This window comes from Bacillota bacterium (assembly GCA_033549065.1).
Lineage (GTDB): Bacteria > Bacillota > Dethiobacteria > DTU022 > DTU022 > JAWSUE01.
In genome coordinates this window covers 22,754-48,814 of record JAWSUE010000003.1, presented here as the reverse complement: position 1 = coordinate 48,814, position 26,061 = coordinate 22,754, and the positions used below count along the sequence as shown (strand labels likewise).

The 26,061-nt window shown below is 45.3% G+C and carries 31 protein-coding genes; 28 read left to right on the top strand and 3 right to left on the bottom strand.

The features are described from left to right. Positions 1–50 precede the first annotated feature (50 nt). From SCJ97_02525 to mtaB, 10 genes are all read left to right on the top strand, one after another. On the top strand, positions 51–248 hold the full coding sequence (locus tag SCJ97_02525; GenBank protein MDW7738920.1) for a cold-shock protein: 198 nt from the start codon (positions 51–53) through the stop codon (positions 246–248). A 175-nt stretch (positions 249–423) separates the two neighbouring features. Then, positions 424–870 carry an Rrf2 family transcriptional regulator gene (locus SCJ97_02520; GenBank protein MDW7738919.1) on the top strand — a complete coding sequence of 149 codons (447 nt, stop codon included), beginning with the start codon at positions 424–426 and terminating at the stop codon, positions 868–870. Between the two features lies 1 nt (position 871). Next, positions 872–2,038, top strand: a complete 1,167-nt coding sequence (nifS, locus tag SCJ97_02515; GenBank protein MDW7738918.1) for a cysteine desulfurase NifS — start codon at positions 872–874, stop codon at positions 2,036–2,038. Positions 2,039–2,053: 15 nt separating this feature from the next. Further along, complete coding sequence (gene nifU, locus SCJ97_02510) at positions 2,054–2,428, top strand: Fe-S cluster assembly scaffold protein NifU (GenBank protein MDW7738917.1); 375 nt, start codon at positions 2,054–2,056, stop codon at positions 2,426–2,428. 126 nt (positions 2,429–2,554) lie between these two features. Further along, on the top strand, positions 2,555–3,589 hold the full coding sequence (gene hrcA / locus SCJ97_02505; protein ID MDW7738916.1) for a heat-inducible transcriptional repressor HrcA: 1,035 nt from the start codon (positions 2,555–2,557) through the stop codon (positions 3,587–3,589). Positions 3,590–3,632: 43 nt separating this feature from the next. Beyond that, positions 3,633–4,178 (top strand): nucleotide exchange factor GrpE, encoded by a 546-nt coding sequence (gene grpE, locus SCJ97_02500; GenBank protein MDW7738915.1) that lies wholly within the window; start codon positions 3,633–3,635, stop codon positions 4,176–4,178. 50 nt (positions 4,179–4,228) lie between these two features. Next, the gene (dnaK, locus tag SCJ97_02495; protein ID MDW7738914.1) at positions 4,229–6,073 is read left to right on the top strand and encodes a molecular chaperone DnaK; all 1,845 of its coding nucleotides are present in this window, start codon (positions 4,229–4,231) and stop codon (positions 6,071–6,073) included. Positions 6,074–6,124: 51 nt separating this feature from the next. Further along, positions 6,125–7,270, top strand: a complete 1,146-nt coding sequence (gene dnaJ, locus SCJ97_02490; protein MDW7738913.1) for a molecular chaperone DnaJ — start codon at positions 6,125–6,127, stop codon at positions 7,268–7,270. A 23-nt stretch (positions 7,271–7,293) separates the two neighbouring features. Further along, positions 7,294–8,052, top strand: coding sequence for a 16S rRNA (uracil(1498)-N(3))-methyltransferase (locus tag SCJ97_02485; GenBank protein ID MDW7738912.1), 759 nt, complete (start codon positions 7,294–7,296; stop codon positions 8,050–8,052). Next, on the top strand, positions 8,049–9,356 hold the full coding sequence (gene mtaB / locus SCJ97_02480) for a tRNA (N(6)-L-threonylcarbamoyladenosine(37)-C(2))-methylthiotransferase MtaB (GenBank protein ID MDW7738911.1): 1,308 nt from the start codon (positions 8,049–8,051) through the stop codon (positions 9,354–9,356). Before SCJ97_02485 ends, mtaB begins: the two co-directional genes overlap by 4 nt. A 14-nt stretch (positions 9,357–9,370) precedes the next feature. On the opposite strand, the gene SCJ97_02475 is transcribed toward mtaB, so the two are convergent. Genes SCJ97_02475 through mnmH form a run of 3 tightly spaced genes read right to left on the bottom strand, consistent with a single transcriptional unit; the run spans position 9,371 to position 11,530 of the window. Continuing rightward, positions 9,371–10,099, bottom strand: a complete 729-nt coding sequence (locus SCJ97_02475) for an HAD family hydrolase (GenBank protein ID MDW7738910.1) — start codon at positions 10,097–10,099, stop codon at positions 9,371–9,373. Continuing rightward, a complete protein-coding gene (locus SCJ97_02470; protein ID MDW7738909.1) occupies positions 10,096–10,476 on the bottom strand; it encodes a YlbF family regulator in 381 nt (126 codons plus the stop codon). The genes SCJ97_02475 and SCJ97_02470 overlap by 4 nt, the downstream gene beginning before the upstream one ends. Then, a complete protein-coding gene (gene mnmH, locus SCJ97_02465) occupies positions 10,442–11,530 on the bottom strand; it encodes a tRNA 2-selenouridine(34) synthase MnmH (GenBank protein ID MDW7738908.1) in 1,089 nt (362 codons plus the stop codon). The genes SCJ97_02470 and mnmH overlap by 35 nt, the downstream gene beginning before the upstream one ends. Before the next feature lie 207 nt (positions 11,531–11,737). Between mnmH and SCJ97_02460 the strand changes: the two genes are divergently transcribed. The 18 genes from SCJ97_02460 to SCJ97_02375 all read left to right on the top strand — a co-directional run bounded on the left by SCJ97_02460 (position 11,738) and on the right by SCJ97_02375 (position 25,987). Next, entirely contained in the window at positions 11,738–12,100 is a 363-nt protein-coding gene (locus SCJ97_02460; GenBank protein ID MDW7738907.1) for a histidine triad nucleotide-binding protein, read from the top strand. A 54-nt stretch (positions 12,101–12,154) separates the two neighbouring features. Then, complete coding sequence (rpsU, locus tag SCJ97_02455; GenBank protein MDW7738906.1) at positions 12,155–12,328, top strand: 30S ribosomal protein S21; 174 nt, start codon at positions 12,155–12,157, stop codon at positions 12,326–12,328. A 27-nt stretch (positions 12,329–12,355) separates the two neighbouring features. Beyond that, a complete protein-coding gene (locus SCJ97_02450; GenBank protein ID MDW7738905.1) occupies positions 12,356–12,808 on the top strand; it encodes a GatB/YqeY domain-containing protein in 453 nt (150 codons plus the stop codon). Between the two features lie 46 nt (positions 12,809–12,854). Continuing rightward, positions 12,855–14,183, top strand: coding sequence for a nodulation protein NfeD (locus tag SCJ97_02445; GenBank protein MDW7738904.1), 1,329 nt, complete (start codon positions 12,855–12,857; stop codon positions 14,181–14,183). 54 nt (positions 14,184–14,237) lie between these two features. Then, a complete protein-coding gene (gene floA / locus SCJ97_02440) occupies positions 14,238–15,230 on the top strand; it encodes a flotillin-like protein FloA (GenBank protein MDW7738903.1) in 993 nt (330 codons plus the stop codon). Between the two features lie 15 nt (positions 15,231–15,245). Then, positions 15,246–15,698 carry a hypothetical protein gene (locus tag SCJ97_02435; GenBank protein MDW7738902.1) on the top strand — a complete coding sequence of 151 codons (453 nt, stop codon included), beginning with the start codon at positions 15,246–15,248 and terminating at the stop codon, positions 15,696–15,698. Positions 15,699–15,802: 104 nt separating this feature from the next. Next, on the top strand, positions 15,803–16,702 hold the full coding sequence (gene speB / locus SCJ97_02430) for an agmatinase (protein MDW7738901.1): 900 nt from the start codon (positions 15,803–15,805) through the stop codon (positions 16,700–16,702). A 159-nt stretch (positions 16,703–16,861) separates the two neighbouring features. Then, a complete protein-coding gene (locus SCJ97_02425; protein MDW7738900.1) occupies positions 16,862–17,836 on the top strand; it encodes a PhoH family protein in 975 nt (324 codons plus the stop codon). Next, positions 17,829–19,940, top strand: coding sequence for an HDIG domain-containing protein (locus tag SCJ97_02420; protein ID MDW7738899.1), 2,112 nt, complete (start codon positions 17,829–17,831; stop codon positions 19,938–19,940). Before SCJ97_02425 ends, SCJ97_02420 begins: the two co-directional genes overlap by 8 nt. After that, positions 19,937–20,419 (top strand): rRNA maturation RNase YbeY, encoded by a 483-nt coding sequence (gene ybeY, locus SCJ97_02415; protein ID MDW7738898.1) that lies wholly within the window; start codon positions 19,937–19,939, stop codon positions 20,417–20,419. Before SCJ97_02420 ends, ybeY begins: the two co-directional genes overlap by 4 nt. After that, positions 20,420–20,779 (top strand): diacylglycerol kinase family protein, encoded by a 360-nt coding sequence (locus SCJ97_02410; GenBank protein MDW7738897.1) that lies wholly within the window; start codon positions 20,420–20,422, stop codon positions 20,777–20,779. It abuts the gene before it with no gap. A 60-nt stretch (positions 20,780–20,839) separates the two neighbouring features. Beyond that, a complete protein-coding gene (locus SCJ97_02405) occupies positions 20,840–21,895 on the top strand; it encodes a DUF881 domain-containing protein (GenBank protein MDW7738896.1) in 1,056 nt (351 codons plus the stop codon). Positions 21,896–21,913: 18 nt separating this feature from the next. Continuing rightward, positions 21,914–22,741 (top strand): cytidine deaminase, encoded by an 828-nt coding sequence (cdd, locus tag SCJ97_02400; GenBank protein ID MDW7738895.1) that lies wholly within the window; start codon positions 21,914–21,916, stop codon positions 22,739–22,741. 27 nt (positions 22,742–22,768) lie between these two features. Further along, positions 22,769–23,653: a GTPase Era gene (gene era, locus SCJ97_02395; protein MDW7738894.1), complete on the top strand. Its 885-nt coding sequence runs from the start codon at positions 22,769–22,771 to the stop codon at positions 23,651–23,653. A 33-nt stretch (positions 23,654–23,686) separates the two neighbouring features. After that, positions 23,687–24,436: a DNA repair protein RecO gene (recO, locus tag SCJ97_02390; protein ID MDW7738893.1), complete on the top strand. Its 750-nt coding sequence runs from the start codon at positions 23,687–23,689 to the stop codon at positions 24,434–24,436. Positions 24,437–24,468: 32 nt separating this feature from the next. Further along, complete coding sequence (locus tag SCJ97_02385) at positions 24,469–24,651, top strand: hypothetical protein (protein MDW7738892.1); 183 nt, start codon at positions 24,469–24,471, stop codon at positions 24,649–24,651. A 77-nt stretch (positions 24,652–24,728) separates the two neighbouring features. Next, a complete protein-coding gene (locus tag SCJ97_02380; GenBank protein ID MDW7738891.1) occupies positions 24,729–25,466 on the top strand; it encodes a 4Fe-4S binding protein in 738 nt (245 codons plus the stop codon). A gap of 53 nt (positions 25,467–25,519) precedes the next feature. Then, positions 25,520–25,987, top strand: coding sequence for a flavodoxin family protein (locus tag SCJ97_02375; GenBank protein MDW7738890.1), 468 nt, complete (start codon positions 25,520–25,522; stop codon positions 25,985–25,987). The last annotated feature ends 74 nt before the right edge of the window (positions 25,988–26,061 follow it).

Below are 26,061 nucleotides of genomic sequence, written 5' to 3'. Positions count from 1 at the left end.
ATCGAAATTACGCCCTGATTTTCAGGGTCATTTTAGGAGGTTGTTTTTTAATGCAGGGTAAGGTCAAATGGTTTAACCCCGAAAAGGGGTACGGCTTCATCGAAGTCGAAGAAGGTAAAGATGTTTTCGTTCACTATTCGGAGATTCAGGAAGAAGGGTTCAAAACATTAGAGGAAGGCCAGGCTGTTGAATTCGAAATAGTCGAAGGAAACCGCGGGCCGCAGGCGGCAAACGTGGTTAAGATATAATCTTTCCGGCTTGACCATAGTTATAAACTTAAATACGTTTGATTTTATCAGCCGGCAGTTATTGCCGGCTTTTATTTTAATTACCTGTTGACACCGGAGTTCTCCGGTGTTATTCTTTTTTTTGGATAATCCCGAGTTTTTTAGTCGGAATTTATAAGGAGCTATATCAATCACCATGAAACTATCAGCCAGAGTAGAATATGGTGTCCGGGCCATGGCGGTATTAGCTTTCCACTACCTTTCAGATCCAGTTCCATTGCGAGAGATAGCTGGCCAGGAGCGGATTTCCCTCAAATTTCTCGAACAAATTTTCCCTGACTTGAGAAAAGCACGATTAGTGTCAAGCGTCCGGGGTGTCCATGGCGGTTACATGCTTTCCAGACCGCCTTCGGAAATCAGGGTCGGCGATATTGTCCGCGCGGTTGAAGGTCCCATAACCCCGGTCAACTGTCTTGCCGATGATAATTCCGATCCCTGCTGTCATCGTAAAACCGGATGCCTGACCAGGCAGGTATGGGAAAAATTACGCGATAAAATAAATGATGTACTTGATGAAGTGACCTTAAATGAGTTGATCGACGATAAATCATCAGCAAACCGGATAGAAGGGAAGGACGAATAAGATGACAAAAAAACTGATTTATATGGACCATGGAGCAACAACACCGGTTCGTGAAGAGGTGCTAAAAGCCATGCTCCCGTATTTCAATGAATATTATGGAAATCCGTCAAGCCTTCATGCTCCCGGAAGAGAAGTGCGCCGGGCGGTTGAAGAAGCTCGTCAAAAAACCGCTGCTGCCCTGGGTGCGAAACCCGAAGAAATTTATTTTACTTCAGGGGGCACGGAGTCAAATAATCTGGTTCTTTATGGATCTGCTGAGAAAAGAGCCTCTGCAGGGCATATCATCACGACCGGCATTGAACATCATGCAGTCTTTGATGTATGTCAGGATCTTGAAAAGAGAGGACACCGGGTAACCTACCTGCCTGTTGATCGTTATGGTCGGGTTAGCCCCGCAGATGTAGAAAAAGCGATCACCTCCGACACTTTTCTTATATCAATCATGGCTGCGAATAATGAGATCGGCACACTGCAACCGGTTAGTGAGATCGGGCTAATCGCAAAATCCAAAGGAATCCTGTTTCACACCGATGCGGTTCAGGTTGTCGGTCAGCTTCCATTGGATGTAAACGATCTTAATATTGACGCCCTTTCTTTATCGGCGCATAAATTTAACGGGCCCAAGGGTGTGGGAGCGCTCTATATCCGCCGGGGTACAAAAATAACCCCGCTTTACCGGGGAGGCGGCCAGGAACGAAAATTAAGGCCGGGAACTGAAAATGTGCCCGGTATAGTGGGACTGGGTAAAGCAGTTGAACTTTCAGTTGCCGAAATCCCCACGAAGAGAGCGGCTACAGAAAAACTGAGAGATAGATTGATAGCCGGACTATTAAAAATTGATGATGTTATCTTGAACGGCCACCCGGAAGAACGCTTGCCGGGAAATATCAACGTCAGTTTCAGGCATATCGAAGGAGAATCTGTTTTGTTAAGCCTTGATCTGGAAGGTATAGCCGCTTCGAGTGGTTCTGCCTGTTCTTCCGGTTCCCTGGAACCTTCACATGTTTTAAAAGCGATCGGTCTTGATCATCCAACAGCTCATGGATCTGTTCGATTTACCTTAGGTTTGGGCAATAGTGATGCCGATCTGGATTATACGCTGGAAAAAATACCATTGATTGTTGAGAGATTGCGTAATATATCACCCACTTATCATTCACGCCAGTAGAAAGGAGCAAGTGAAATGTATAATGAAAAAGTAGTGGATCATTTTACCAACCCCCGTAATGTTGGAGAATTAACTGATGCGGATGCTATCGGTGAGACAGGAAGTTTTAAATGTGGGGATACGATGAAAATATTTCTGAAGGTAAAGGATAACCGGATCGAGGATATTAAGTTCCTGACCTTCGGGTGTGGTGCAGCAATTGCCAGCAGTAGCATGATGACCGAGATGGTCAAAGGGAAGACCCTGGATGAGGCAATGGAGATTTCAAATAAAGATGTTTCTGATCGGTTAGGCGGTTTACCACCCCTTAAACTGCATTGTTCAAATCTTGCAGCGGATGCCCTGCATGACGCGATTAACAATTACCGAAAAAGCCATGAAGCAGTTTAGGTAGTTAAATAGATCAGATGAATTTAGATTAGCCGCTTGACAAACCCCTCCAAAGGATGATATTTTTTTAGTAGCATTAGCACTCTAAAGGTCAGAGTGCTAATGATTTGAAACGGGGGGCATGAAATGTCAGCGCCACTTAATGAAAGAAAACAGCAAATACTGCGAGCAGTAGTTGCCAACTATATAAAAACGGCAGAACCGGTTGGTTCACGAACTGTTGCCAGACTTTACCGTATGGGTCTTAGTTCAGCCACAATCCGCAACGAAATGGCCGACCTGGAAGAAATGGGTTACCTGATCCAACCTCATACCTCGGCCGGCAGAATACCTTCACAACTTGGATACCGTTTTTATGTTGATAACCTCATGGATTCCGGAGAGTTAAGTGATGACGATGAGCTTGTCTTGATGAGTTCACTTAGCACGGAAAAGATGCGTGAGATTGAACAGATTATCGTCAATTCAGCCCGGGTTTTATCTTCTATTACAAATCAAACATCGCTAATTATGGGGCCGCAGTTTAGAAAAAGCGCTTTTCGTCAGCTGCGCATATTACCGTTGGATGAAAAACGCGGACTCGTTGTGCTCATAACTGATACGGGGTTTATTAAAAATAAGGTTATCGATTTTCAACAGCAGTTAAGCCCATCTGAACTGCAGCAGGTTGTAAATTATCTCAACCAGAAGCTTTACGGCCTGACCATAGATCAGGTAACTACTTCGTTGATCAACGAGTTAAAACGTGACCTCTTCAGGCGTCTGGAAATATTGGAGCAGGCATTTATTTTGCTTGAGGAAAGTTTAAAAGAAGAGAAGCAGATCAGGGTTTTTCTCGGAGGCACGACCAACATACTAAACCAGCCGGAGTTTAAAGATGTCAATAAGATTCGAAGGATGCTCAATCTTTTTGAACAGGAACCGCTCCTGTTCAGGATACTGGAAGATAATTCCAGCGACAATGATATTGTTGTCAGAATAGGGGAAGAAAATGATTTTGAAGATATCAGGGAATGCACCCTGATTACAGGGACATACAAAATACATGATAAAACAATCGGGGCGGTCGGTGTGTTGGGTCCGACAAGAATGGATTACAGCCGTGTAATCAGTGTAATGCGCCGATTGGTTGATCATCTTAACCAGAGTCTAAGCTCCTGAATATTGTAAATGCTGAAAACAGAAAAAGCAGGTGATATGATTGATGAGTGGTAAAAAAAGAAAAGACGAGGCGGAGAAGGTAAATGACGAAATGGTTGATACACAGGAAGAGATGCCTGAAGATGTCGATTCTAAAGAAGAACTAAATGCCCTGCAGCAGGAAAATGAAGAACTGCTTGACCGGTTGAAAAGAAAACAGGCTGATATCGATAACCTGAGACGAATAAGCAAAATGGAGCAGGCGGAAGCAAGGGAATACGCGTTATATGAGTTTCTATGCCGGCTTTTACCTGTACTCGACAACCTGGAGAGAGGGCTTGACTCTGCCCGGGCAGATGAAAATATCCCTTCATCCTATGTCGAGGGGTTGGAGATGATTCGTAAACAGCTTATTCAAATTTTGGAACAAGAGGGTGTCAGCGCAATTGAAGCGCAGGGTATGCCTTTTGACCCACACTGTCACCATGCAGTTATCCAGGTTGAAGCCGAAGACAGTGAACCGGGGACAGTTATTGAAGAACTACAGAAAGGATATAAACACCGGAAAAGAATTTTGCGGCCGGCGATGGTTAAAGTTTGCCGCGAATAATCGGTGGTTAAATATTAATTACTTACAGAAAAAAGTTAGGAGGCTAACAAATGGGAAAAGTTGTAGGAATTGACCTTGGAACAACCAACTCGGTAATTGCAGTATTAATGGGAAGTGAACCAGAGATTATAGCCAATGCGGAAGGAAGCAGGTTGACACCTTCAGTTGTTGCTTTTACCAAAGATGGTCAACGATTGGTCGGTCAGGTAGCCAAACGCCAGGCGATAACCAACCCTGAAAGGACTATCATGTCTATAAAGCGGGAAATGGGGACAAGTCACAAGGTTCATATTGATGACAAAGAGTATACCCCACAGGAAATATCAGCAATGGTTCTGCAAAAATTGAAAGCAGATGCTGAAAGCTTTCTGGGCGAGAAAATAACCCAGGCAGTTATCACGGTGCCGGCTTATTTTACAGACAGCCAGCGTCAGGCCACTAAGGATGCCGGGACTATAGCCGGCATGGAGGTTTTGAGAATCATTAATGAACCCACAGCTGCAGCCCTTGCTTATGGTCTGGACAAGAAGGGAGATCATAAAATTCTTGTTTTTGACCTCGGTGGAGGAACCTTCGATGTATCGGTTCTTGAACTGGGTGATGATGTTGTAGAGGTGAAGGCGACAAGTGGAAACAACCGTCTTGGAGGAGATGATTTTGACCAGAGGGTTGTTGATTATGTAGCAGAAGAATTTAAGAAAGATCAGGGAATAGACCTGCGTAATGACCGGATGGCTCTTCAGAGACTGATTGAAGCCGCTGAAAAAGCAAAAGTGGAACTATCTTCCGTAACGACAACAGACATAAACCTGCCGTTTATTACAGCAACCCAGGATGGTCCGAAACACATGAATGTTACACTGACCAGGGCAAAGTTTGATGAACTGACTGCAGATCTGGTTGAAAAAACAATGGGGCCGACCAAACAAGCCCTTTCTGATGCCGGGCTGACAGCTAAAGAGATTGATCGCATTATCCTGGTCGGAGGTTCAACCAGGATTCCTGCCGTGCAGGAAGCTATCCGAAAGCTGCTCGGTCAGGAACCCCACAAAGGCGTAAACCCCGACGAAGTTGTCGCTCTCGGAGCTGCATACCAGGCAGCCGTTCTCGGTGGCGAAGCAAAAGACGTTTTACTTCTGGATGTAACTCCTCTCTCCCTGGGTATTGAAACGCTGGGTGGTGTCTTTACCAAGATCATCGAACGTAATACCACAATTCCAACCGAGAAGAAGCAGATATTTTCAACTGCAGCTGACAATCAAACCAGTGTTGATATCCATGTTTTGCAGGGAGAAAGAGCCATGGCTGCAGACAATAAGACAATGGGTCGTTTCATGCTGGACGGAATTCCTCCGGCACCGCGGGGTATTCCCCAGATTGAAGTCAGTTTTAATATAGATGCCAACGGCATAGTCAATGTTTCGGCCAAGGATCTGGCTACAAACAGGGAACAGAATATAACAATAACTGCATCAAGCGGCCTGGAGAAAGATCATATCGATGAGATGGTCAACGATGCTGAGAAACATGCAGAAGATGACCGTAAGAGGAAGGAACTGGCGGAAGCGCGTAACCAGGCTGACAGCCTGGCCTACAGTGCAGAGAAGTCACTTAAGGATCTGGGTGACAAGGTTGATGCCGCAAAGAGTGAAGAAATCAATAAAGCGGTCGAAGAACTGCGTGATGCAGCCAAAGGTGAAGATCTGGAAAGAATAAAGGCCGCAACTGAGAAAATGAACGGGTTCATGCATGAACTTTCTTCCAAGCTATATGAGCAGGCTAAAGCACAACAGCAACCTGAGAATGAGGCAGGCGAACCAGCTCAATCAGAAAGTGAAAATGTTGTAGATGCTGATTACGATGTTCAGGAAGAGGAAGAAGAAAATAAAGAATAAACGGTTATATTACCGGATGCTGACCATAAAAAATGAGGATGATTTCCAGATATGAGTAAAAGAGACTACTACGAAGTTTTGGGTTTGCAGCGCAGCGCTACGGCTGAAGAAATCAAGAAAGCCTATCGGCGGCTTGCGAAACAGCATCACCCTGACTTCAATAAAGATGATAAGGAAGCAGAAAAAAGATTCAAAGAGATTAAGGAAGCCTATGACGTTTTAAGCGATCCGCAAAAACGCCAGCAGTATGATCAATTTGGCCATCAATCTGACTTTAACGGTGGAACCGGAGGGTTCGGTGGATTTGGCGGCCAGGGTTTCGGCGGTTTCGGTTTCGGTGGGATTGATGACATATTCGAACAATTTTTCGGAGGTATGGGTGGCAGACGCCGTCCTCCCGGACCGGAACAGGGCAATCATTTACGTTATGATCTGGAAATCACTCTTGAGGAGGTTTTTAAAGGCAAGTCAAAAGTGATTACTATTCCGCGGACTGAAACGTGCTCCGAATGTAATGGTACCAGAGCTAAAGCAGGCACCAGGCCTGAAACCTGTTCCGCCTGTGGAGGCAGCGGCCAGCAGCAGCAAACCCGCAGTACTCCCTTTGGACGTTTTGTCAGTATGCATCCCTGTGTTGCCTGCCGCGGAGAAGGTAAAGTTATTAAAGATCCCTGCCCGTCTTGTAGCGGACAGGGCAGGGTTGTAAAAGAGAAGAAAATTGATGTAAAGATTCCGGCAGGTATTGAGGACGGCGCAAAACTGCGGATTGCCGGAGAAGGTGAAGCAGGATTGCGTGGAGGCCCTCCCGGTGATCTATACGTTGTTGTAAGAGTCAAACCGCATAAGATATTCAGACGACAGGGACCTGATCTGATGAAGGAAGTACCGATCAGTATCAGCCAGGCTGCACTCGGAGTTGAAATGGAAGTGGAGACTCTTGAAGGTAATGCAAACTTGCGCGTACCGGAAGGGACCCAGCATGGAACAACTTTCCGACTTAAAGGACATGGGATGCCATATCTGCGGGGATCCGGCAGGGGAGACCTGCGGGTAACAGTTAAGATAAATGTGCCAAAACGGCTCAATCCCAGGCAGAAGGAGCTGCTGGCTGAATTGGCCCGTGTAAGCGGAGAAGAAGCGGGGCTGGATCACAAGGGAATAATTGATCGTGTCAAGGATGCATTCAGCGGGGCATAATTCCGGACTGATTGGAGATTTAAATGCATTATTTCTATATTGATAACCGCAATCTTGGGCTTGGTATGGACATTGAGCTTGATTCCGGAGATATTAACCATGCATTTCGGGTTCTGCGTTTAAAAAAAAATGATCCAGTTATCATTTCTGATGGACGGGGAAAAGCCTTCAGGGCAGAGGTTGTTTTTGCTTCGGCTGAAAAGGTAACTGTTCTGCTGAAAGAGTTGACTGCATCCAACGAATCATCTCTCCAATTGACGCTTCTGCAGTCTTTGGCCAAGGGAGAAAAAATGGATCAGGTTATCAGGCAGACGGTTGAACTCGGTGTGAGCAGAATTATACCTGTAAAGTCAGAAAGAAGCATCCCGCTGCCGGATGAAAAAAAGGGATTGAAGAGGCTTCAAAGGTGGCAATCTATTGCCCGGTCGGCTGCGGCTCAGTCACGCAGGGCTTTCATCCCTTTGGTAGAAGATCTGATGGGTTTTGATGATGCGGTAAATACCATCAGGGGGACGACAACAATTGTCCCCTGGGAGCTGGAAAAGTGTCAGTCTTTGCCTCAAATACTTAAACAGCCTTGCCCTGACGATAAGGCTGTTTCGCTTTTTATCGGACCGGAAGGAGGCTTCAGCAGCAGGGAAATTGAAGTACTTCAACAGTCCGGAGCCGTAACCGTCCATCTGGGTCCGAGAATCATGCGAACCGAAACTGCCTCAGTCGTCACTGTCGCGCTTATTGAAGCTTTCTGGGGCGATTATTCAGGGGAAGTGGACCGTAATTGAAAAAGAAGGCCGCCTTTTATACACTGGGATGTAAAGTAAATTTCTGTGAAACTGAATCGATGCAGGTTCTATTTGAACGTGCCGGTTACAGGATTATTGATTTTGAAGACTATGCAGATGTTTATATAATCAATACCTGTACTGTAACCGGATCCAGTGATCACAAGTCAAGGAAAGCAATCCGCAGAGCCAGGCGAAATAATCCTGACGCAATTGTTGTTGCAACCGGCTGTTACGCCCAGGGAAATCCCGAAGAGTTGAAAAAGCTGGACAGGGTTGACTTGATCATTGGTAATAACAACCGTGAGAACTTGCCACAGATTATTGAATCTGCTTTGCCCGGCTCGCAGTTGGAACTGGTCAGGGCTCACCGGTCGGAAAATAAATTCGAAATCCTTCCTCCTTCAAAACGCCGGGGTAGAACGAGAGGATTTCTCAAGATCCAGGAAGGCTGTAACCAGTTTTGCAGTTACTGCATTATACCCTCGGTTAGAGGGCCGCTGCGCAGCCTCCCTCCTGCAGATGCCCTGGAAAGGGCAAAAACCCTGATAGATTCAGGTTGCAAGGAAATAGTTCTAACCGGTATTCATCTGGGATTATACGGGGTTGATCTCTTTGATACAACCCTGACAGAACTAATCGGTGAGATGGAATCGCTAACCGGTTTATTAAGGCTGCGTTTAAGCTCCCTGGAACCTTCTGATGTTACGGCGGAGTTGGTTGAACGGATTGCCGGATCAAAAATTGTTTGTCCCCATCTTCATATCCCTCTTCAGAGTGGAGACGGAGAGATATTACGTTTGATGAACCGCCCTTATGAACCTGTTGAGTACCTATATCTTGCCCAATGGCTTAAACAGGAAATCCCCGGGCTGTCACTCAGTAGCGATGTTATTGTCGGGTTTCCCGGGGAATCTGAGCAACATCACCGGCGTAGTATGGCTCTGATTAAAGCTATAGGTTTTAGCCGTTTGCATGTCTTTAAATTTTCTTCACGACCGGGAACCAGGGCTGCAGAGTTACCTTCACCTTTGCCGAATGAAATAAAAGAGAGGCGCAGCAGGGAAATGATTGAACTCGGTGAAAAGATGGCATCAGAATATCGAAGACAGTTCATCGGTCAAAGAGTACCGGTACTTGTTGAGAAAGTTGAACCTTATTCCTACGGTGAGGGGTTTACCCCACACTATTTACGGGTAAAGGTTAATACTGATCTGAAGGCAGTCCACTGGCGGGGCAAAATAGTAAATGCGCTGCTTGAAAAAGAAGACGGCCCTTATATCAAGGCCGTCCGGGTCAGGTAATAATCAGGTCAGGCTTATTCAAGATTATCAATGAAATTTGCCAGATCCCTCAGATTTCCGCTATATTTGGCAGGCAGGGAGTTTTCACCCCTGTGCAGCATAAAATCTTCGACCAGGTAAGTGTCAATCCCGATCAATGAAGCGCTCGTATCTTCCAGGGTATCATTACCGGCCATCAGGCAATCTTCGGGTTCAAGATGCAGCTGCTCAATAATCTCCCGGTAATACTCAGGGTTCGGTTTGCAGAAATGCATATTCTCCATTGTTGTGATCAGGCTGAAATATTCATCAGAAATACCACCCCATGATAGGCGTTGTAGAACAGCTGTTGCCGGAAAAATCGGATTTGTGGCCAGAACAAGTGTCAGGTTTTTATCCCGGGCGGTATTCAGTAATTTTTCAGCATGGGGATGCTCTTTCCCCCAACATTTTAATTTGGGGAAATCCTTTTCGTAAAAATCATCGATGATCGGTTTGATACTATCGTATGTGTAACCTATCCTTTGGCAGAAATCTTCATAAAATACCGCCTTATTGATTTTCCCGGGATCACTGTTCTGAACCATTTTGGCGGTAGAAGCAAAAAGATGTCCGATGAATGATTCTTTACTGATCATGCCATCAAACCTCTCTGAAAGCGCTTCAAGATAAGCCGGGATAAATTTTTCTATATCGAGATCCAGCAGGGTGCCATCAAGATCCAGGAACAATGCCTTGTAGCTTTCTCTTTCTTTCTTACTCATTCTTCATCCTCTTCGAATTCATCAGGCAGAGCCATCAGTTCCGGATCAATAATTTCGCTGGTTGCTTCACCAATGGTTTTGTGAATATCCTGCAGAAGTACAGCAACCCTGTATTCTGCCTGCAGAAAATGCCTGATTGTGGTATTCATGTTAACGACTTCAAATAACTTTTCCAGCTTCTCTTCCTGTTCAGGAGCAACCTCAACTCCTGATAGTTTCTGTTTCTGTAGTTCAAGCTGTTCATTCCGGAAGTCAAGAAGCATTTTGCGGGCTGACTCATCTGCTTTCAAGGCTGTTTGTGTATCCTTTAAATCCTTGAAATCCTGAGATTCCCGCAGGGCTTTAGCCAGATTGTGAGCGGCATCGTAAGGATTCATCATAAGCAGTCTCCTTTCTGTAGAAAGAATTATTATAATCGATTATATTGCCTGCAGTCTGGTTCAGATCTGTGGCATCAATCAGCAGGTCAAATCTTGAATATTCCGGCCTGGAATCATGGTAAAAGTGATCATAGTAATCGGTACAGAGCATTCGGGCTAAATTTCCGTATTCCCTGTTATCCAGCATTTTGAGCAGCAGTTCTACTTTGTTGCTGCCCATGCGGTTTTCCAGCGAGCGTAGGGCATCTCTTATCTGGATAATCCTGTTTCCAGGCATCAGCAGGGGGCTGTATATGTCCAAAATACGTTGAACCCTGATTTCGAGCGGCGCCGTGAGCAGAATCTGCTTGCCCTGATCCATCGCTTCGGTTAAGAATCGTGGAAGGTATACATTGCCAATCCGATGGCCTTCGCCCTCGATAAAAATTGAAGGTTCATGACTTAACTGATCCAGCTCTTTAAGTAAAAGTGCGTCAAAATCTTTCTGGGAGCGAGGTGCATCAAGCCCTAAATTACCGAAAACCGAACCGCGATGGCGGGCCAGTTCCTCCAGATCTATTACCGGCATACCTTTATCTCCCAAAATTTTCAGGACAGCAGTTTTCCCTACCCCGGTTAAGCCGTGCAGTACAAAGAGCCTGCTGCTCATTGTAAATCCGGCCAAACGTTCATTTACATACTGTCGGTACGCTTTGTAGCCTTTTTTTAATCTCATAGCCGGTATGCCGCCCAGAGTTAGGACCTGGTAGAGGCTCAGGCTGCGTAAACCGCCCCTGCGGCAATATAGAAGTGGTAATTTACCTCCACAGGATTTCTCTATTTGTGTTATAAGAAACGGCAATTTTGGTAAAACAAAATCAAGAGCAACCCTCCGGGCTTCTGATTCACCAAGCTGTCTAAAAATAATGCCCAGTTGGCGGTGCTCACGATCATCGAAGAGGGGGATATTCACTGCGCCCGGTATTGAAGCGAAAGCATACTCCCCTGGAGCCCTGACATCGATAAAGATCAGATCGGAACGCCTTATTGCATCATCTATATCAATTTCCATTTGCGTTCCAGCCTCACTTCCGGTAAACTATCTCATGGTTATTTATAATTATAGCTGATAGCCCGCTGGCTGTAAAAACTTTTTACCGGTTAAAAGGTGTTAGTGAATATTATAGCGAACTATATTTGAGAATATAGCGTATTTTGTGCCTTCTTTGCTTCTCAATGGGTATGGGCTATGTTATAATACCGGTCAGGAGGAATTGATATGTCCGCTGATTGTATATTTTGTAAGATAATTGATCGTGAGTTGGATGCCGATATAGTTTATGAGGACGATAAAGTCATTGCTTTTAAAGATATCAACCCGGCTGCACCGGTTCATATTTTAATTGTTCCTCGTAAGCACATCCCATGTTTGCTTGATATGGAGCAAGACGATGAAGCCCTGATCGGTCATATGCACAGGGTGGCCAATGAAGTTGCCAGGGCTTTTAAGCTCGATAAAAAAGGCTTCCGCGTCGTAATAAACTGCGGTCCGGATGCGGGGCAGATCGTTTTTCATCTTCACCTCCACCTCCTGGGAGGAAGGCCTTTGTTGCAAACCATAGCTAAGGGTAGGGGCGTTTAAATTGAACATACTGGAGCCCTCAGGCCATGGTGTCAAGGAGAGGGGGGAACATTAATGGCAGAAGTTAAAATTGGGAAAAATGAAACCTTGGATAAGGCTTTAAAGAGGTTTAAGAAACAGTGCGCCCGCTCGGGTGTGTTGTCCGAGGCAAGACGGCGTGAACATTATGAAAAACCAAGCGTGCGACGTAAGAAAAAAGCTGAAGCTGCGCGGAAAAGGCGCCGTTAGTATATACTAGACGGAGGTGCGCTGCTTATGCCTGAACAGACATTAGCTGATTTATTATTTAACGACCAAAAGGATGCAACAAAAGCCAAAGACCGGTTTCGGCTTTCGGTAATCCGAATGCTGCGGGCAGAACTGCAAAATAGTTCTATTGCCAAAAAAGCTCCTCTTGATACCCAGGAAGAACTCACCGTATTAACCCGGGAGTTAAAAAGAAGGCAGGAGGCCCTGGGGGATTTTGAAAAAGCAGGACGCCAGGATATAGTTGAAGATCTAAAGCAGGAAATCCAGATCATTAAAAGCTATCTTCCCAAGCAGTTAGAGGAAGATGAACTGGAAAAAATAGTAATAGAAACGATTAAAGAAAGCGGGGCAGAATCAAAACGTGAGATAGGTAAAGTAATGAGCCTGCTCATGCCCCGTGTAAAGGGCAAAGCTGACGGTGGTTTGGTGCGTCAGATAGTTGAAAGAAATCTGCAGTAAAAGCCCGGCCGGCATGGCTGGGTTTTTATACAAGGAGAGCCGGATAGTGAATAGAGTGCAAAGAATTTTTATCTGGATAACCTTCCTGTTAATCGGGCTGGTTATTTATATGCCCGGCGCGGTAGATTCGCAGTCTAACAGTTCAGTTGTAATCATAGAAATTAAGGGGACTATAGATCCCGGAACAGTCAGTTATTTCAACTATGCAGTAGCAGAAGCAGAAAGAAGAGGTTCTTCTGCCATAATCCTTGATTTGGATACCCCGGGAGGATTTATTAATTCAGCAGAAGAAATTCGGCGCCGGATGGATGATTTTTCCGAACCGATCTATGCCTTTGTTCATCCCAACGCTATTTCTGCCGGAGCATATCTGGCTCTTGCTGCCGATGAGATATTTATGGTGCCCGGGAGCACCATGGGAGCGGCTGAACCCCGATTCCTGGGGTTAGGAGAGGCAGATGAAAAATCTGTTTCATTCTGGGAAAAAGAGATGGCCGGAATGGCAGAGAGGCGGAACAGGGACCCTCAAATAGCTTCCGCTATGGTTCGCCGCGATATTTCTATTGAAGGTTTGGTTGAAGAAGGAGTCCTGCTAACCCTGACTGCCAATGAGGCTCTTGAAGTTGGCTACAGTGAAGCAACCGTCAGCGATCTTTCGGGACTTTTGGAAGCGGTTGGTCTGCCGGATGCTCCCAGGCAGGTTATTGAGCCGAGAATCAGTGATTCCCTGGTCAGCTATACCACAAATCCGATTATCGGGACCATATTGCTGATGATAGGTATCGGGGGGCTGATTGCGGAAGTGATTTCGGCCGGTTTCGGCATTGCCGGGATAATCAGCATTGCTGCATTTGCTCTCTATTTTGGCGGTAATATAGCTGCCGGAATGGCTGAATACTGGGTTTTGATCCTTTTTGTTCTGGGAGTTGTCCTGATGCTTGTTGAAGCGTTCATGCCCGGATTTGGGGTATTCGGTATTTCCGGGCTGGTTTCAACTGTAGTGGCCATTGTTTTGGCTGCAGCTTCGGTTCAAACCGGGATGGTCATGCTCCTGGTTTCAATTATCCTGGCCGGAGTCTTCTCATACCTGTCTTTCAGGTTTTTTGCAAAGCGGGGTGCTCTGCGCCATATTATTCTGTCAGAGCAAGAAAGAGCAGATCAGGGATACGTTGCACCTCTTGATCAGAAAAGCCTGGTTGGCAAGGAAGGAATTGCGATCACATCTCTGAGACCATCGGGAACAGCCCTGATCGACCGGAAGAGGGTAGATGTCATCAGCGAGGGCGCCTTTATCCCTGCCGGTGAATCCCTGGTAGTCGATCGGGTAGAGGGAGTTCGTGTTATAGTTAACCGCATAGATAAGGAGACCGGATAAATGTTAAGCGGTTCTCCACAAATAGACAAATTAAATTCACTGGGAGGTTATTAAATGCCTGAATTAATTACTTTATTAATTTTTGTTGCTCTGATTATCCTGTTTTTAGCCGTAATTTTCAGCTTTGTACCGATCGGACTGTGGATATCGGCCCTTGCGGCAAGGGTTCCGGTTGGTATTTTTGCCCTGATCGGTATGCGCCTGAGAAGGGTAGCACCGGTCAAGATCGTTGTTCCCCTGATTAAAGCAACTAAGGCCGGACTTGATCTGAATGTCAATAAACTGGAAGGTCACTTTCTGGCAGGCGGTAATGTTGACCGTGTTGTTAACGCATTGATCGCCGCACAGCGCGCAGAAATACCGCTGCCCTTCGAGCGGGCTGCTGCAATAGACCTTGCCGGCCGTGATGTTCTACAGGCTGTTCAGATGAGTGTAAACCCGAAAGTAATTGAAACCCCCATAGTTGCTGCTGTAGCTAAAGACGGCATTGAAGTTAAGGCCAAGGCAAAAGTTACAGTCAGGGCGAATATCGATCGGTTGGTCGGTGGAGCCGGAGAAGAAACAATCATTGCCAGGGTTGGAGAAGGAATCGTTACGACCATCGGTTCCGCTGATAACCATAAGATGGTTCTGGAAAATCCCGATAAAATATCAAACACTGTTCTCAATAAAGGGCTCGATTCAGGAACCGCATATGAAATTCTGTCCATCGACGTTGCCGATGTTGATGTAGGCAAGAATATCGGCGCCCAACTCCAGACCGATCAGGCTGAAGCTGACAAACGCATTGCCCAGGCCAAGGCAGAAGAAAGAAGGGCAATGGCTGTCGCCAAGGAGCAGGAGATGATCGCCGCAGTTCAACAGATGAGGGCGAAGGTTGTTGAAGCTGAAGCTGAAGTGCCAAAGGCACTGGCCCAGGCTTTGAGAGATGGAAACCTTGGTGTTATGGATTATTACCAGCTAAAAAATGTAATGGCCGATACAGATATGCGTAAGAGCATCAGCAAACTTGGTGAGCAGGATCAACAGCAGGGCGAAACCAAGTAAACGGGAGGCTTTCTTTTGGAAAGCATAATAACTTTAATTATAATTGTGGTTCTTTTTAACCTTTTTAATATCATAATGAGGGTTATCAAGGGTGCGCAGAATCAACCTTCTGCAAGAAAATCCCCGGTGGTGGAAGGGGATTTTACCAAACCTGAAGGTAAAGAAGCATGGGCGGAAGAATTAAGAGAGCTTGAATACCGACTTATGGGGAAGTTTGAAGAAGATAGACCCGTAATTGAAGCCGAGTATATCGAGTCGGAGCCTATTGAAGATGAAGAAGAAGAGATTGTAGAAGATACTCCTGAATATAGCAAGCCGGAATCAATTTTGCCGGTAAGCAGAACTGTAAGGCCTTCTGCACTGGAATTGAACCTGAAAAATGTGCTGACCCGGAAAGATCCACTTGTGGCGGCATTTATTTTCAGTGAAATACTGGGACCACCGCACGCTATAAGAAAGAAGCGTTGATCAGTTAGTCAGAATTAAATAAGAAATTAATAAGCATTAAAACTTTTTACGGGGACATGTTCAAATAACGTGTCCCCTAATACGCAGTAGAGGAGATTGCGGTTGTGGAGAAAAAAGAACCATGGCGGGAAATAAAAACCGGCGCTCCGCAGAAGAGCGATATCATTATTTATGGAGTTCCTTTTGATGGAGCTGTAAGCAATCTTTCCGGCGCAGCAGAAGCCCCGAACCGGATCAGGAAACTATCCGCGATATTACCTCCATTTTCTGAGGAAGGGACCGACCTGCGCGATCTAATTATTGCCGACCAGGGCAATGCCTGTTCATCCGATGATTGGAGCTCTTTCTACCGGAAAGTAAAAAAAGAGGCTTTCGATTTAATCGCCAGTGAACGGTTTAACCTGTTTCTGGGCGGCGATCATTCGGTAACCATACCCTTGGCAGGAGCGTTTGCCGAACATTACCATCCTCATAAAGTGGGTATGATCCACCTGGATTCTCACTGCGACCTGATGGATACCTATGATGGGCGAAACTGGTCACATGCTTGTCCGCAGAGGCGTTTTCTTGAACTTGATAATACATCACCCGATAACCTGGTTTTAATCGGGATTAGATCATACGAAGCGGAGGAACGCGAGTTTCTTAAAGAAAACCCTTCAATCAAGGTCATCGGAGCCAGGCAATTCCACTATAGTGGGTTGGAATATACTCTCGAAACAGTCTATCAGGCTATGCAAGATGTAAAAGCTGTATATATATCACTTGACATAGATGTTCTTGATCCAGCTTTTGCTCCGGGAACCGGTACTCCCGAGGCCGGAGGTCTGATGACCAGGGAAGTAATAGAGATAGTGAGAGAGTTAATTATAAATTTACCGGTGAAATCAATGGATCTGGTAGAAGTAGCACCACCGGTTGACCATTCCGACATTACCTCCTGGGCTGCCCTGAAAATTATCTATGAAGTATTTGCAGCATACATGTCTAAAACAAGAAGATAGAAAATAATTGTACTGATATAATAAATAATGGGCACTGTTCCGGATTCCGGCACCCTTGGCAGTGAAAGGAATATTGTTCCACCTGTCGAAGTACCGGAAGACCGGGATAAACTGATAATCAGGACACTGAAGGGAGATATACATTTATTGACTGAAAGCATATTAAGCCGGACTATATTGCTGGCCAGTGGCGACGAATCAGTTCAACTGTTGGGTAAACATGACCGGCATTTCAGTATGGTAGAAGATAAATTTGATGTCAGGCTGATTCCCAAAGGGCATGAGTTGATAATCGAAGGGCAGCCTGAAGAAGTTGAGGCAGTGTACGGCTTATTTGAAGAACTGCTGATCCATATTCGCAAGGGGCATTTACTGACAGGGCGTGAATTTGAATATGCGCTTAAACTTACTGCCCAGGGAGAAGCATCAATGATCCGCTCCCTATTTAGTGATTTAATTCTGGTCACTCCCAGGGGAAAACAGATCCGTCCGAAAACAGTTGGTCAAAAAAGATACCTTGAGGCTATTCGCTGTCATGACATAGTATTATCGATCGGTCCTGCCGGGACAGGAAAAACTTACCTCGCCCTGGCAATGGCTGTTGATGCCCTGAAGAACAAGCAGATTCAGAGACTTATCCTGACCCGCCCGGCTGTTGAAGCCGGTGAACACCTGGGGTTTTTACCGGGAGATTTTCAGGAGAAGGTCGATCCCTATCTGCGACCCATATACGATGGATTATATGATTTGTTAGGTATTGATGCTTTTCAGAAATACAGGGAAAAGGGTATTATTGAAATCGCCCCCCTGGCCTATATGCGCGGTAGAACTTTAGACGATTCGTTTGTTATCCTGGACGAGGGGCAGAATGCAACTTCGGAACAGATGAAAATGTTTCTAACCCGCCTTGGTTTTGGGTCCAAAGCGGTTATCACCGGAGACATTACCCAGATCGATCTTCCGAAGGGGCGATATTCAGGTCTGGAGGAAGCTCCGCGTATACTATCCAGGATCGAGGGGATAGCGCTGGTTTATCTTACAGAAAAAGATGTAGTCAGGCATCCTCTGGTCCAGTCGATTATTAAAGCTTACGAAATATATGAAAATCTCAGAGAAAGGAACGGCAATGAATAAAAAGAATCGGATCAGGGATTACCTAATGCGGCCAATCGCATTTAAAGATAATGTACGCCTGCAAAAGATAGTGCTGGTATCCATTTTATTCGTTGTAATTTACCTTCTCCTCATATTCGTAAGCATGCCGGCCCGCCTGGATCTCACTATCGGCAGACCAAGTCCGCGAACGGTCTTTGCACCCCGTGATGCAATCGACGAATATTCAACCGAGCGTTTGAGGCAGGCAGCGGCAGATGCCGTTCCCGATGTTTATGATTATGACCCCGAGGCTTTGGAAGATGCGCTTGGGGAGGTCGGACTTTTCTTCGATAAGGTTATTTCGCTTAACAATAACCCTGACCTTGGGCAAGAGGAAAAACTTGATCTCCTGCAGGCTCTGCTTGACGAAGAGCTGCCCGAATCAACCCTGGCTTCACTGCTTACCGACAGCCTCACCCTGCGGGATCTTCAGGGGCGCTTAAATTTTTCTATTCGGGAAGTCTTTGAACAGGGCATTAGAGAAAATGATAATGATCTCGCCCGCCGGCGGTTAACCCAGGAAATTGCCCTCTATCCCTTTAGTTCAGATTTAAAAAGAATAGCAGAAATTCTGGTTACTTCACTTATTCACCAGAACATGTTTTACAACGCTCAGTTAACAGAAGAGAACCGTGAATCAGCCAGGAGCCAGGTTGAACCGGTTATAATCCTGAGAAATACACTGATCATCAGCGAGGGTGAGCCGGTTACCGAGCAGCAGTACGCACAGCTTGAAGATCTTGGTTTGATCAGGGGACAGCAGGCTGATTACCCCGGTTATTTTGGCCTTTTTTTCCTCTTGGTTGTCATCTTTGTCCTGGTTGGTATCTATATTTATATATTTGTCAATAATGTTTATTCAAGCCCTGCCTTATTGCTATTAATGGGATTGGTATTCATTATAACCCTGATTTTTTCGATTGCAGCCATATATTTTTCAGGGTATCTCATACCGGTTGCCATGGGTGTTATCCTCTTAACTGTTCTTTTCGGGTATAAACTTGCAGTAATCATTAATTTGGTCCTTGCCTTGATGGTTGGGTTGATAACCGGTGGGGACTTCTCATTTGTTCTTGTTGCAATGATGGGCGGCCTGGTTTCCATTTATGCAGTTACCAGGCTTAGCCAGCGCAGCGATCTTGCCAGGGCAGGATTTTATGTTGCCGTTACAAATGCCGTTGTGATCGTCGCTGTATACCTCTTTTACGGCAATGTAAGCTTTGAATATGATTCGCTTATAAATTTGGGTTACAGTATAGTTGCCGGAATTGGAAACGGGATTTTTTCTTCGGTTGTTGCTATCGGCCTGCTGCCTTACCTTGAGAGTATATTCGGGGTTACAACAGCAATTACCCTGCTCGAATTATCCAACCCCAATCATCCACTGCTTAAAGAGATGCTGATGAAAGCTCCAGGCACTTATTATCACAGCATGATGGTTTCCAACCTGGCTGAAGCTGCAGCAGAAAGAGTAAATGCCAATACACTTCTGGCCAGGGTCGGTTCCTATTATCATGATATAGGAAAGCTGAAGCGACCATATTTTTTCTCGGAAAATCAACTTTCCGGGGAAAACCCGCACTCCAAGCTGTCGCCAAATTTGAGTTCTTTGATCATCGGAGCCCACCCGAAGGACGGGGTTGAACTGGGTAGAAAACATCGTCTTCCGGATACTATTCTTGATATTGCCGTTCAGCATCATGGAACAAGCATGATTTCTTTCTTCTATCAGCAGGCGCTGGAAAACAGCTGTCGTGAGGATGTTGCATCAGAAAAGTTCCGCTATGAAGGTCCGAAGCCTCAAAGCAAGGAAGCTGCTATAATTATGCTGGCAGATGCAGTCGAAGCTGGAGTGCGGTCACTTTCCAAACCATCCAGCAACAGGGTCGAAACCATGATTCGCAGGATGATTAAAGAAAAACTCGACGACGGCCAGCTGGATCAGAGTGATCTGACCTTAAAAGAGCTGGATCAGATCGCCGGAGCTTTTGTCTATATAATGTCCGGAATATATCACTCCAGGATCGAGTATCCTGAAAAAGAACTTAAGGCCGAGTTTGAGAGGAGTACCGGAGTTAAGTGAGTATAAATATTGCGATCATACATCAGGATAAAAAATTGACCACTCAGTTTCTTGAAAAACTTGAAGAGATGATCAGTTCTATACTTGAAGAGAGAGAGTTGCAGAAAGGCGAACTGGGGTTAATCTTTGCCGATGATCTTCACCTGGAACAATTGAACGAAAAATATCGAGGGAAATCTGGTCCGACTGATGTGCTCTCTTTTAATTACCTTGAGCCGAATGAAAAGGAAGATTATTTGGCAGACGCAGACAATGATGAGTTCGCTTTTGGAGATATCTATATTTCTCTGGATCGGGCTGCTGAACAGGCAATAGATATGAAACATTCGCTTGAAAGTGAAATCGCCAGGCTCTCCGTTCACGGATTACTCCACCTACTGGGATTTGAACATGAAAATGATCAGGATGCAGCATTGATGGAGCAACATGAAATTGATCTTCTGCATAGATTTTATCCTGAAACCCCGGAGGTTTCCTGAATGAATGGGGTAATCAACAGTCTGAAGAATGCATTTATTGGGTTGAGATACTGTTTTGTAACTCAACGCAATATGACAATTCATGCCATAGTCGGAGTGATTGTACTTATTTCCGGCCTGGTTCTTTCTGTGTCAGTAGCTGAATTTCTTTTTCTGATTGCTGCAGTATTTCTGGTTCTGGTCGCCGAATCGTTTAATACTGCCCTGGAAAAGACAATTGACCTCTATACCCGGGAACGTAACCATCTTGCCCAAACGGCTAAGGACGTTGCTGCCGGCGCGGTATTATTAACTTCTATATTCGCAGTAATTGTCGGGGTAATTATCCTCGGACCTCCTTTATGGGCACTATTGAAGTGACCAGTAAACGAGCGCCAGGTTTGAGACAAATAATAAATATTTACAAGGATTGAGAGCGTCTTGTCAGATAACTCGGCTCGCCACATTTACCGTTCAGGTAAAATACAGCTTATTATCTTGATTATTGTCCTGGTTAATACGGCATTAATTGCCTTAGGATATTATTTCTTGATCTACCGGTTGACCAGCACCGATACTTTATTGGCCTATAAACAGGAACTGGCCAGGGATATAGCTGATTATAATCACCGCCTGGCAAAAGATCTCGGGGTAAATAATCTTTCGTCAGTCCGGGAAGCACTGGCAGAATACAACTATGCGCTTGATCAGGCCGGGAACAGCGAAGATTTGATCCAGGTCATTTTAAAGCAGGGTCAGTGGGCTCAGGAGACAATATACCGGGAGTCTGATGCCCGGCTGCGGGATAATATACTGCAGGCGGTGCGGAGTGACAACCAGGTGAGAGGAACAGTCGAAAGGATGCATCTGTTTATTCGAATCGAGAACGGCAACTATACCGTTTATCCTGACCAATATCTTGAATCAGCAACTTTGCAACGGATCAATGCTTTGCTGGTTCCAAACCGCCATTACGGTAATCAGCATATTGATCTGGAGATATTTGAAGGAGATTGCAAGCTGGCCCTGCCTCAGACTCCCGAAGAACAATTATCAATTCTAAACGAAGATTTAAGTGCCCTGCGTCAGCAGCTGCATGAAACCAGGGTAGAGGCCGGCTTAGCTGATATGGCTGGTCCGGGGATTACACTTTATCTATATGATGCTCCCGATACGCAGGTTTCTGCTTCGCTGGTTCATGATGCTGATGTCAGGGACATCGTTAATGAGCTCTTCAGTGCCGGGGCAAAGGGTATATCTGTCGGAGGACAACGCCTCACAGCTACCAGCGGTATCCGGTGTACTGGCCCGCTAATTATGGTCAATTACAGGCAGATAGCATCGAATCCGGTTGTTATTCAGGCAGTCGGTGATCCTGACTTATTGATCAGCGGTTTAAAAATTATTTTAAATGATCTGGAAACACGACGGGGGCTGATCTTTGAGGTAAGTCAGTCTGGATTTATCCTTTTACCGGCTTATAAAAGTTTTGATTGAAAGAGAAGAGGTGACGAATTGACAGCAAAATCTTTACTGACAATAGCAAGAGCGGCACGACTTAAAGCTTATGCCCCTTATTCACAATTTGCTGTGGGGGCTGCTCTGTTAACTGAAGAAGGGGCAGTAGTTACCGGGGCAAATATTGAAAATGCTTCGTACGGATTAACAGTCTGTGCGGAAAGAGTTGCTGTCTGGAATGCTCTTCATGCCGGTTACAGAAAATTTAAAAGTATTGCGGTTATAGCAGATTCTAAACCGCCTCCCAGTCCCTGTGGTGCCTGTCGGCAGGTTCTCTGGGAATTGGCTGGAAATATAGATGTATACATGGGTAATCTTGAAGATAATTCAATTGTAATGTCTCTTTCGGAGCTTTTACCCGTACCGTTCGGTTCCGAAAAATGGATTGAGAATCCCGTTAATTATCTGGATCCCGGAGAGGAAGAAACATGGCGCCTGCCGATTCTTTTTCATCCGGTAGGATACGTGGTAAACGAATATAGCGAACCCTCAGCTATACCAAAGAACTATAGGGAGAAACTGTCCAGTATAGTAATTGACAGGGAAATGAAAGAGGGTCTCTACAGGCTTGATGAAGAAGAACAGCTGATCATTATCGCTTACCTGCACCGGGTCGGCGACTATATCCTGAAGGATAAGCGCAGTGGCCGGGGCAATGAAACATATGGAGTATTTGCCTGTCGAACTCCATCCCGGCCTAATGCTCTGGCCCAGTCAACAGTTGAACTGATCACAGTCAGGGAAAATGTTATTACGGTAAAAGGGCTTGACCTGATTAATGGTACTCCGGTGCTCGATATTAAAACGGTTTTACCGGGCAATTGAAACGGTAATTCCCAGGGAAGGTATTTTATGCATCGTTCCGGATTTGTTGCACTGATTGGCCGTCCCAACGTGGGCAAATCAACCTTATTGAACGCCCTGGTAGGGGAAAAAGTTTCGATTATTTCTGATCGTCCGCAGACGACCCGGAACCAGATACGCGCTATTTTGACCAGATCTGACGCTCAGGTGATTTATATAGATACTCCAGGTCTGCACAAACCGAAGCACCTGCTGGGCGATTCAATGGTTCACATGGCCAGAGCGACCATGCAGGAAGTGGACCTTATTTATTTTATTGTTGAAGGCAATGAAGCACCTGGTGCAGGGGATCGATATATTGCTGATATTTTGGTAGCGACTGACAGCCCTGTATACCTGGTGATCAATAAAACGGACCTCACATCGCCTGAAAAAGTAAATTCCAACGGTGAACTCTACAAAAAGCTGCTTTCCTTTAAAGCCACATTCAAACTTTCTGCCCTGAAAGGGTTGGATCTCGAGCCGTTGATCGAATCTACAATTGGTCTCTTTCCTGAAGGACCTCAGTACTATCCACCGGATATGATATCGGATCAACCTGAACGATTTATTGCCGCAGAGATAATCAGGGAAAAAATTATTAAACTAACCAGGCAGGAAATCCCTTTTTCAGTTGCCGTGGTAGTTGAAGAGATGAGACCCCGTGAATCGGGCAATTTACTTGATATCCGGGCGGAAATATATGTTGAACGCAAGTCGCAGGTTGGGATTGTTGTCGGCAAGGGAGGTTTGCTGCTCAGGGAGGTTGGAATTCAGGCCAGGCAGGAATTGGAAGCTATCCTGGGGCAGCATATTTTTCTTGATTTGAGGGTTAAAGTTAAGCGCGAATGGCGCAATCGGGAAGATGAATTGCGCAGGTTAGGATACCGGTAGATGCTTTTATAGGACAAATAGCGAGGGATTTATTTGAGAGAGCGTTTATTTAAAGCAGATGGCCTTGTATTAAAAACCAGGATATTAGGTGAAGCTGATCGTTTAATAACTATCCTGACTGAACAGGAAGGAAAACTGGAAGCTCTGGCTAAGGGTGCACGAAAAATTAAGAGTCGTTTGGCAGCCGGGGTCGATCTATTTACATACGGACATTATACTTTCCACCAGGGTAAAACCTGGCCGATCATAACCGGTCAGGAAGCAATTGAAAGATTCCTCTGGTTTCGCAATGACCCCGATTTATATCCCTACGGTCTTTACCTGGCAGAGTTAACTGACCGGCTTCTGTCGGGTGAGGAATCATGCCCTGATATATTTCATCTGCTCTTCGATGCCTGGACGGCTTTGGGTGAAGATGTTGATCGTGATCTTATATGCAGAGCTTTTGAATTAAAACTATTCTACTTTTCCGGGTATAACCCTAATTTACAATGCTGCCAGAACTGCGGTGTGGAGAAAACTTCATCCTTCAGTCCCAGGCAGGGGGGGATGCTTTGCTCTCTTTGTTGTGGCGTCGATGCCATATCGATTGAGCCGGGAACTCTTGCCCTGGCGAAACGGCTAATTGAAAGTTCTCTGTCACAGGTGAAGTTGATCAGGCCATCAGTTCGCCAGCAAGAAGAGCTTAACAGAATAACAACTTCATTTATAAATTATCATCTTGACCTGGGAGAAATAAAATCGAGAAGATTACTTCAGGATATGCTGAAAAGCGAAAGGTAATGCAAAAATAAAATTATCAGGAGGTAGTGCAAATGGCCAGGGAATATCACCATAGTGGTGCTGCAGGTGCGGTTTACGGGCTTGGCTTTATAGGAGCGGCTATTTATTTTATCGGGCAGGCTGCTACATTCTGGACAGGTGTTTTAGGTTTTCTGAAAGCGCTTGTCTGGCCCGCTTTTCTGGTATACGAGGCTCTGAAGTATTTTGAACTTTAAGGTTTTTGTTATAATAGTTTTGGTTGCAGCAGATATATTTGCGGCTGAAGATTCTTAATCTTGGAGATGTTGTCTAAATGACCAGGCAAAAAATCAGACGGACCGTTATCTTTATCTCTTTTCTCTTTTTCCCCATCACCATTTATTTTTTATCCCCGGTACTGGTTCTTATGGGTGCCTATGAAGGTATAATTGCCGGCAGCCTGGTTATTTTTATTTTGATGTTTTTTACATCAATGCTTGTCGGGCGCCTCTTCTGCAGTTGGTTATGTCCGGGTGGAGGACTTCAGGAAGCCTGTTTTTATATATCGGGAAAACCGGCTCGCGGAGGAAAAGCGAACTTAATTAAATACTTCATCTGGGTCCCCTGGTTGATTCTGATGGTCATCATGCTGTTCAGAAGCGGCAGCATTCCGCAAGTTGATATGTTATTCCATATACCGGGAGGAATATCTGTCTCCCAACCCGGCGATTACTTTGTTTATTACTTCTTCGTCGGTCTTATCCTGGTTCTATCTTTAGCGGCGGGCAAACGGGCTTTTTGCCACTACGTGTGTTGGATGGCCCCTTTTATGATCATCGGGACAAAGATAAAAAGCCTTCGCTTTTGGCCATCCCTTCACCTTTCAGCCAATCCGGATTCATGCAATGACTGTAAGCGGTGTAACAAGGTATGCCCGATGAGTCTTGATGTTAATTATTTGGTTAAATCGGGAATAGAAGATGATAGTGAATGCATATTATGTGGTTCATGTATTGATAACTGCCCGCAGAGCTCAATTAAGTATAAGTTTCTTTACCAGAATGGGAATTAATGGAATCGAGGCCCGGAATAGCCAACTGAGTATTAAGTGAAGGAGGAAGGAAAATGAAAATTGGTTTGGTTTATTATTCACAATCAGGGAATACGAGGCAGGTAGCAGGAAAAATTAAAGATAAGCTGGTAGATTCCGGTCATGAAGTTACCCTTGATGAAATCACCATCACCGGTAAAAGCCCGGCCCAGCCGAGACAGTTTCAGTTAAACCATGTACCGGCGGTTGAAGGCTACGAAGCCGTTATATTCGGTGCTCCGGTCCAGGCATTTTCATTAAATCCGGCAATGATTGCCTATATGAGTCAGCTTCCGTCGTTAAGCGGCAAAAAGGTTGCCTGTTTCGTAACCAAGCAGCTTCCCCTGCTCTTCGTCGGCGGAACGGGTGCTATCGCCAGGATGAAAAAAGAAGTTGAATCAAGGGGAGCCAATTTAGTCGGAACAGATATTGTCGTCTGGGCAGAATCAAAAAGAGATAAGACAACCAAACAATGTATCGAAAATATGGGCAAGTATTTTTAACAGTTCAAACCCCTGGTGGAACTGGAGATGATTTTGAAAAGAGTTAATAATATGCAGTATATAAACAGGAGGAG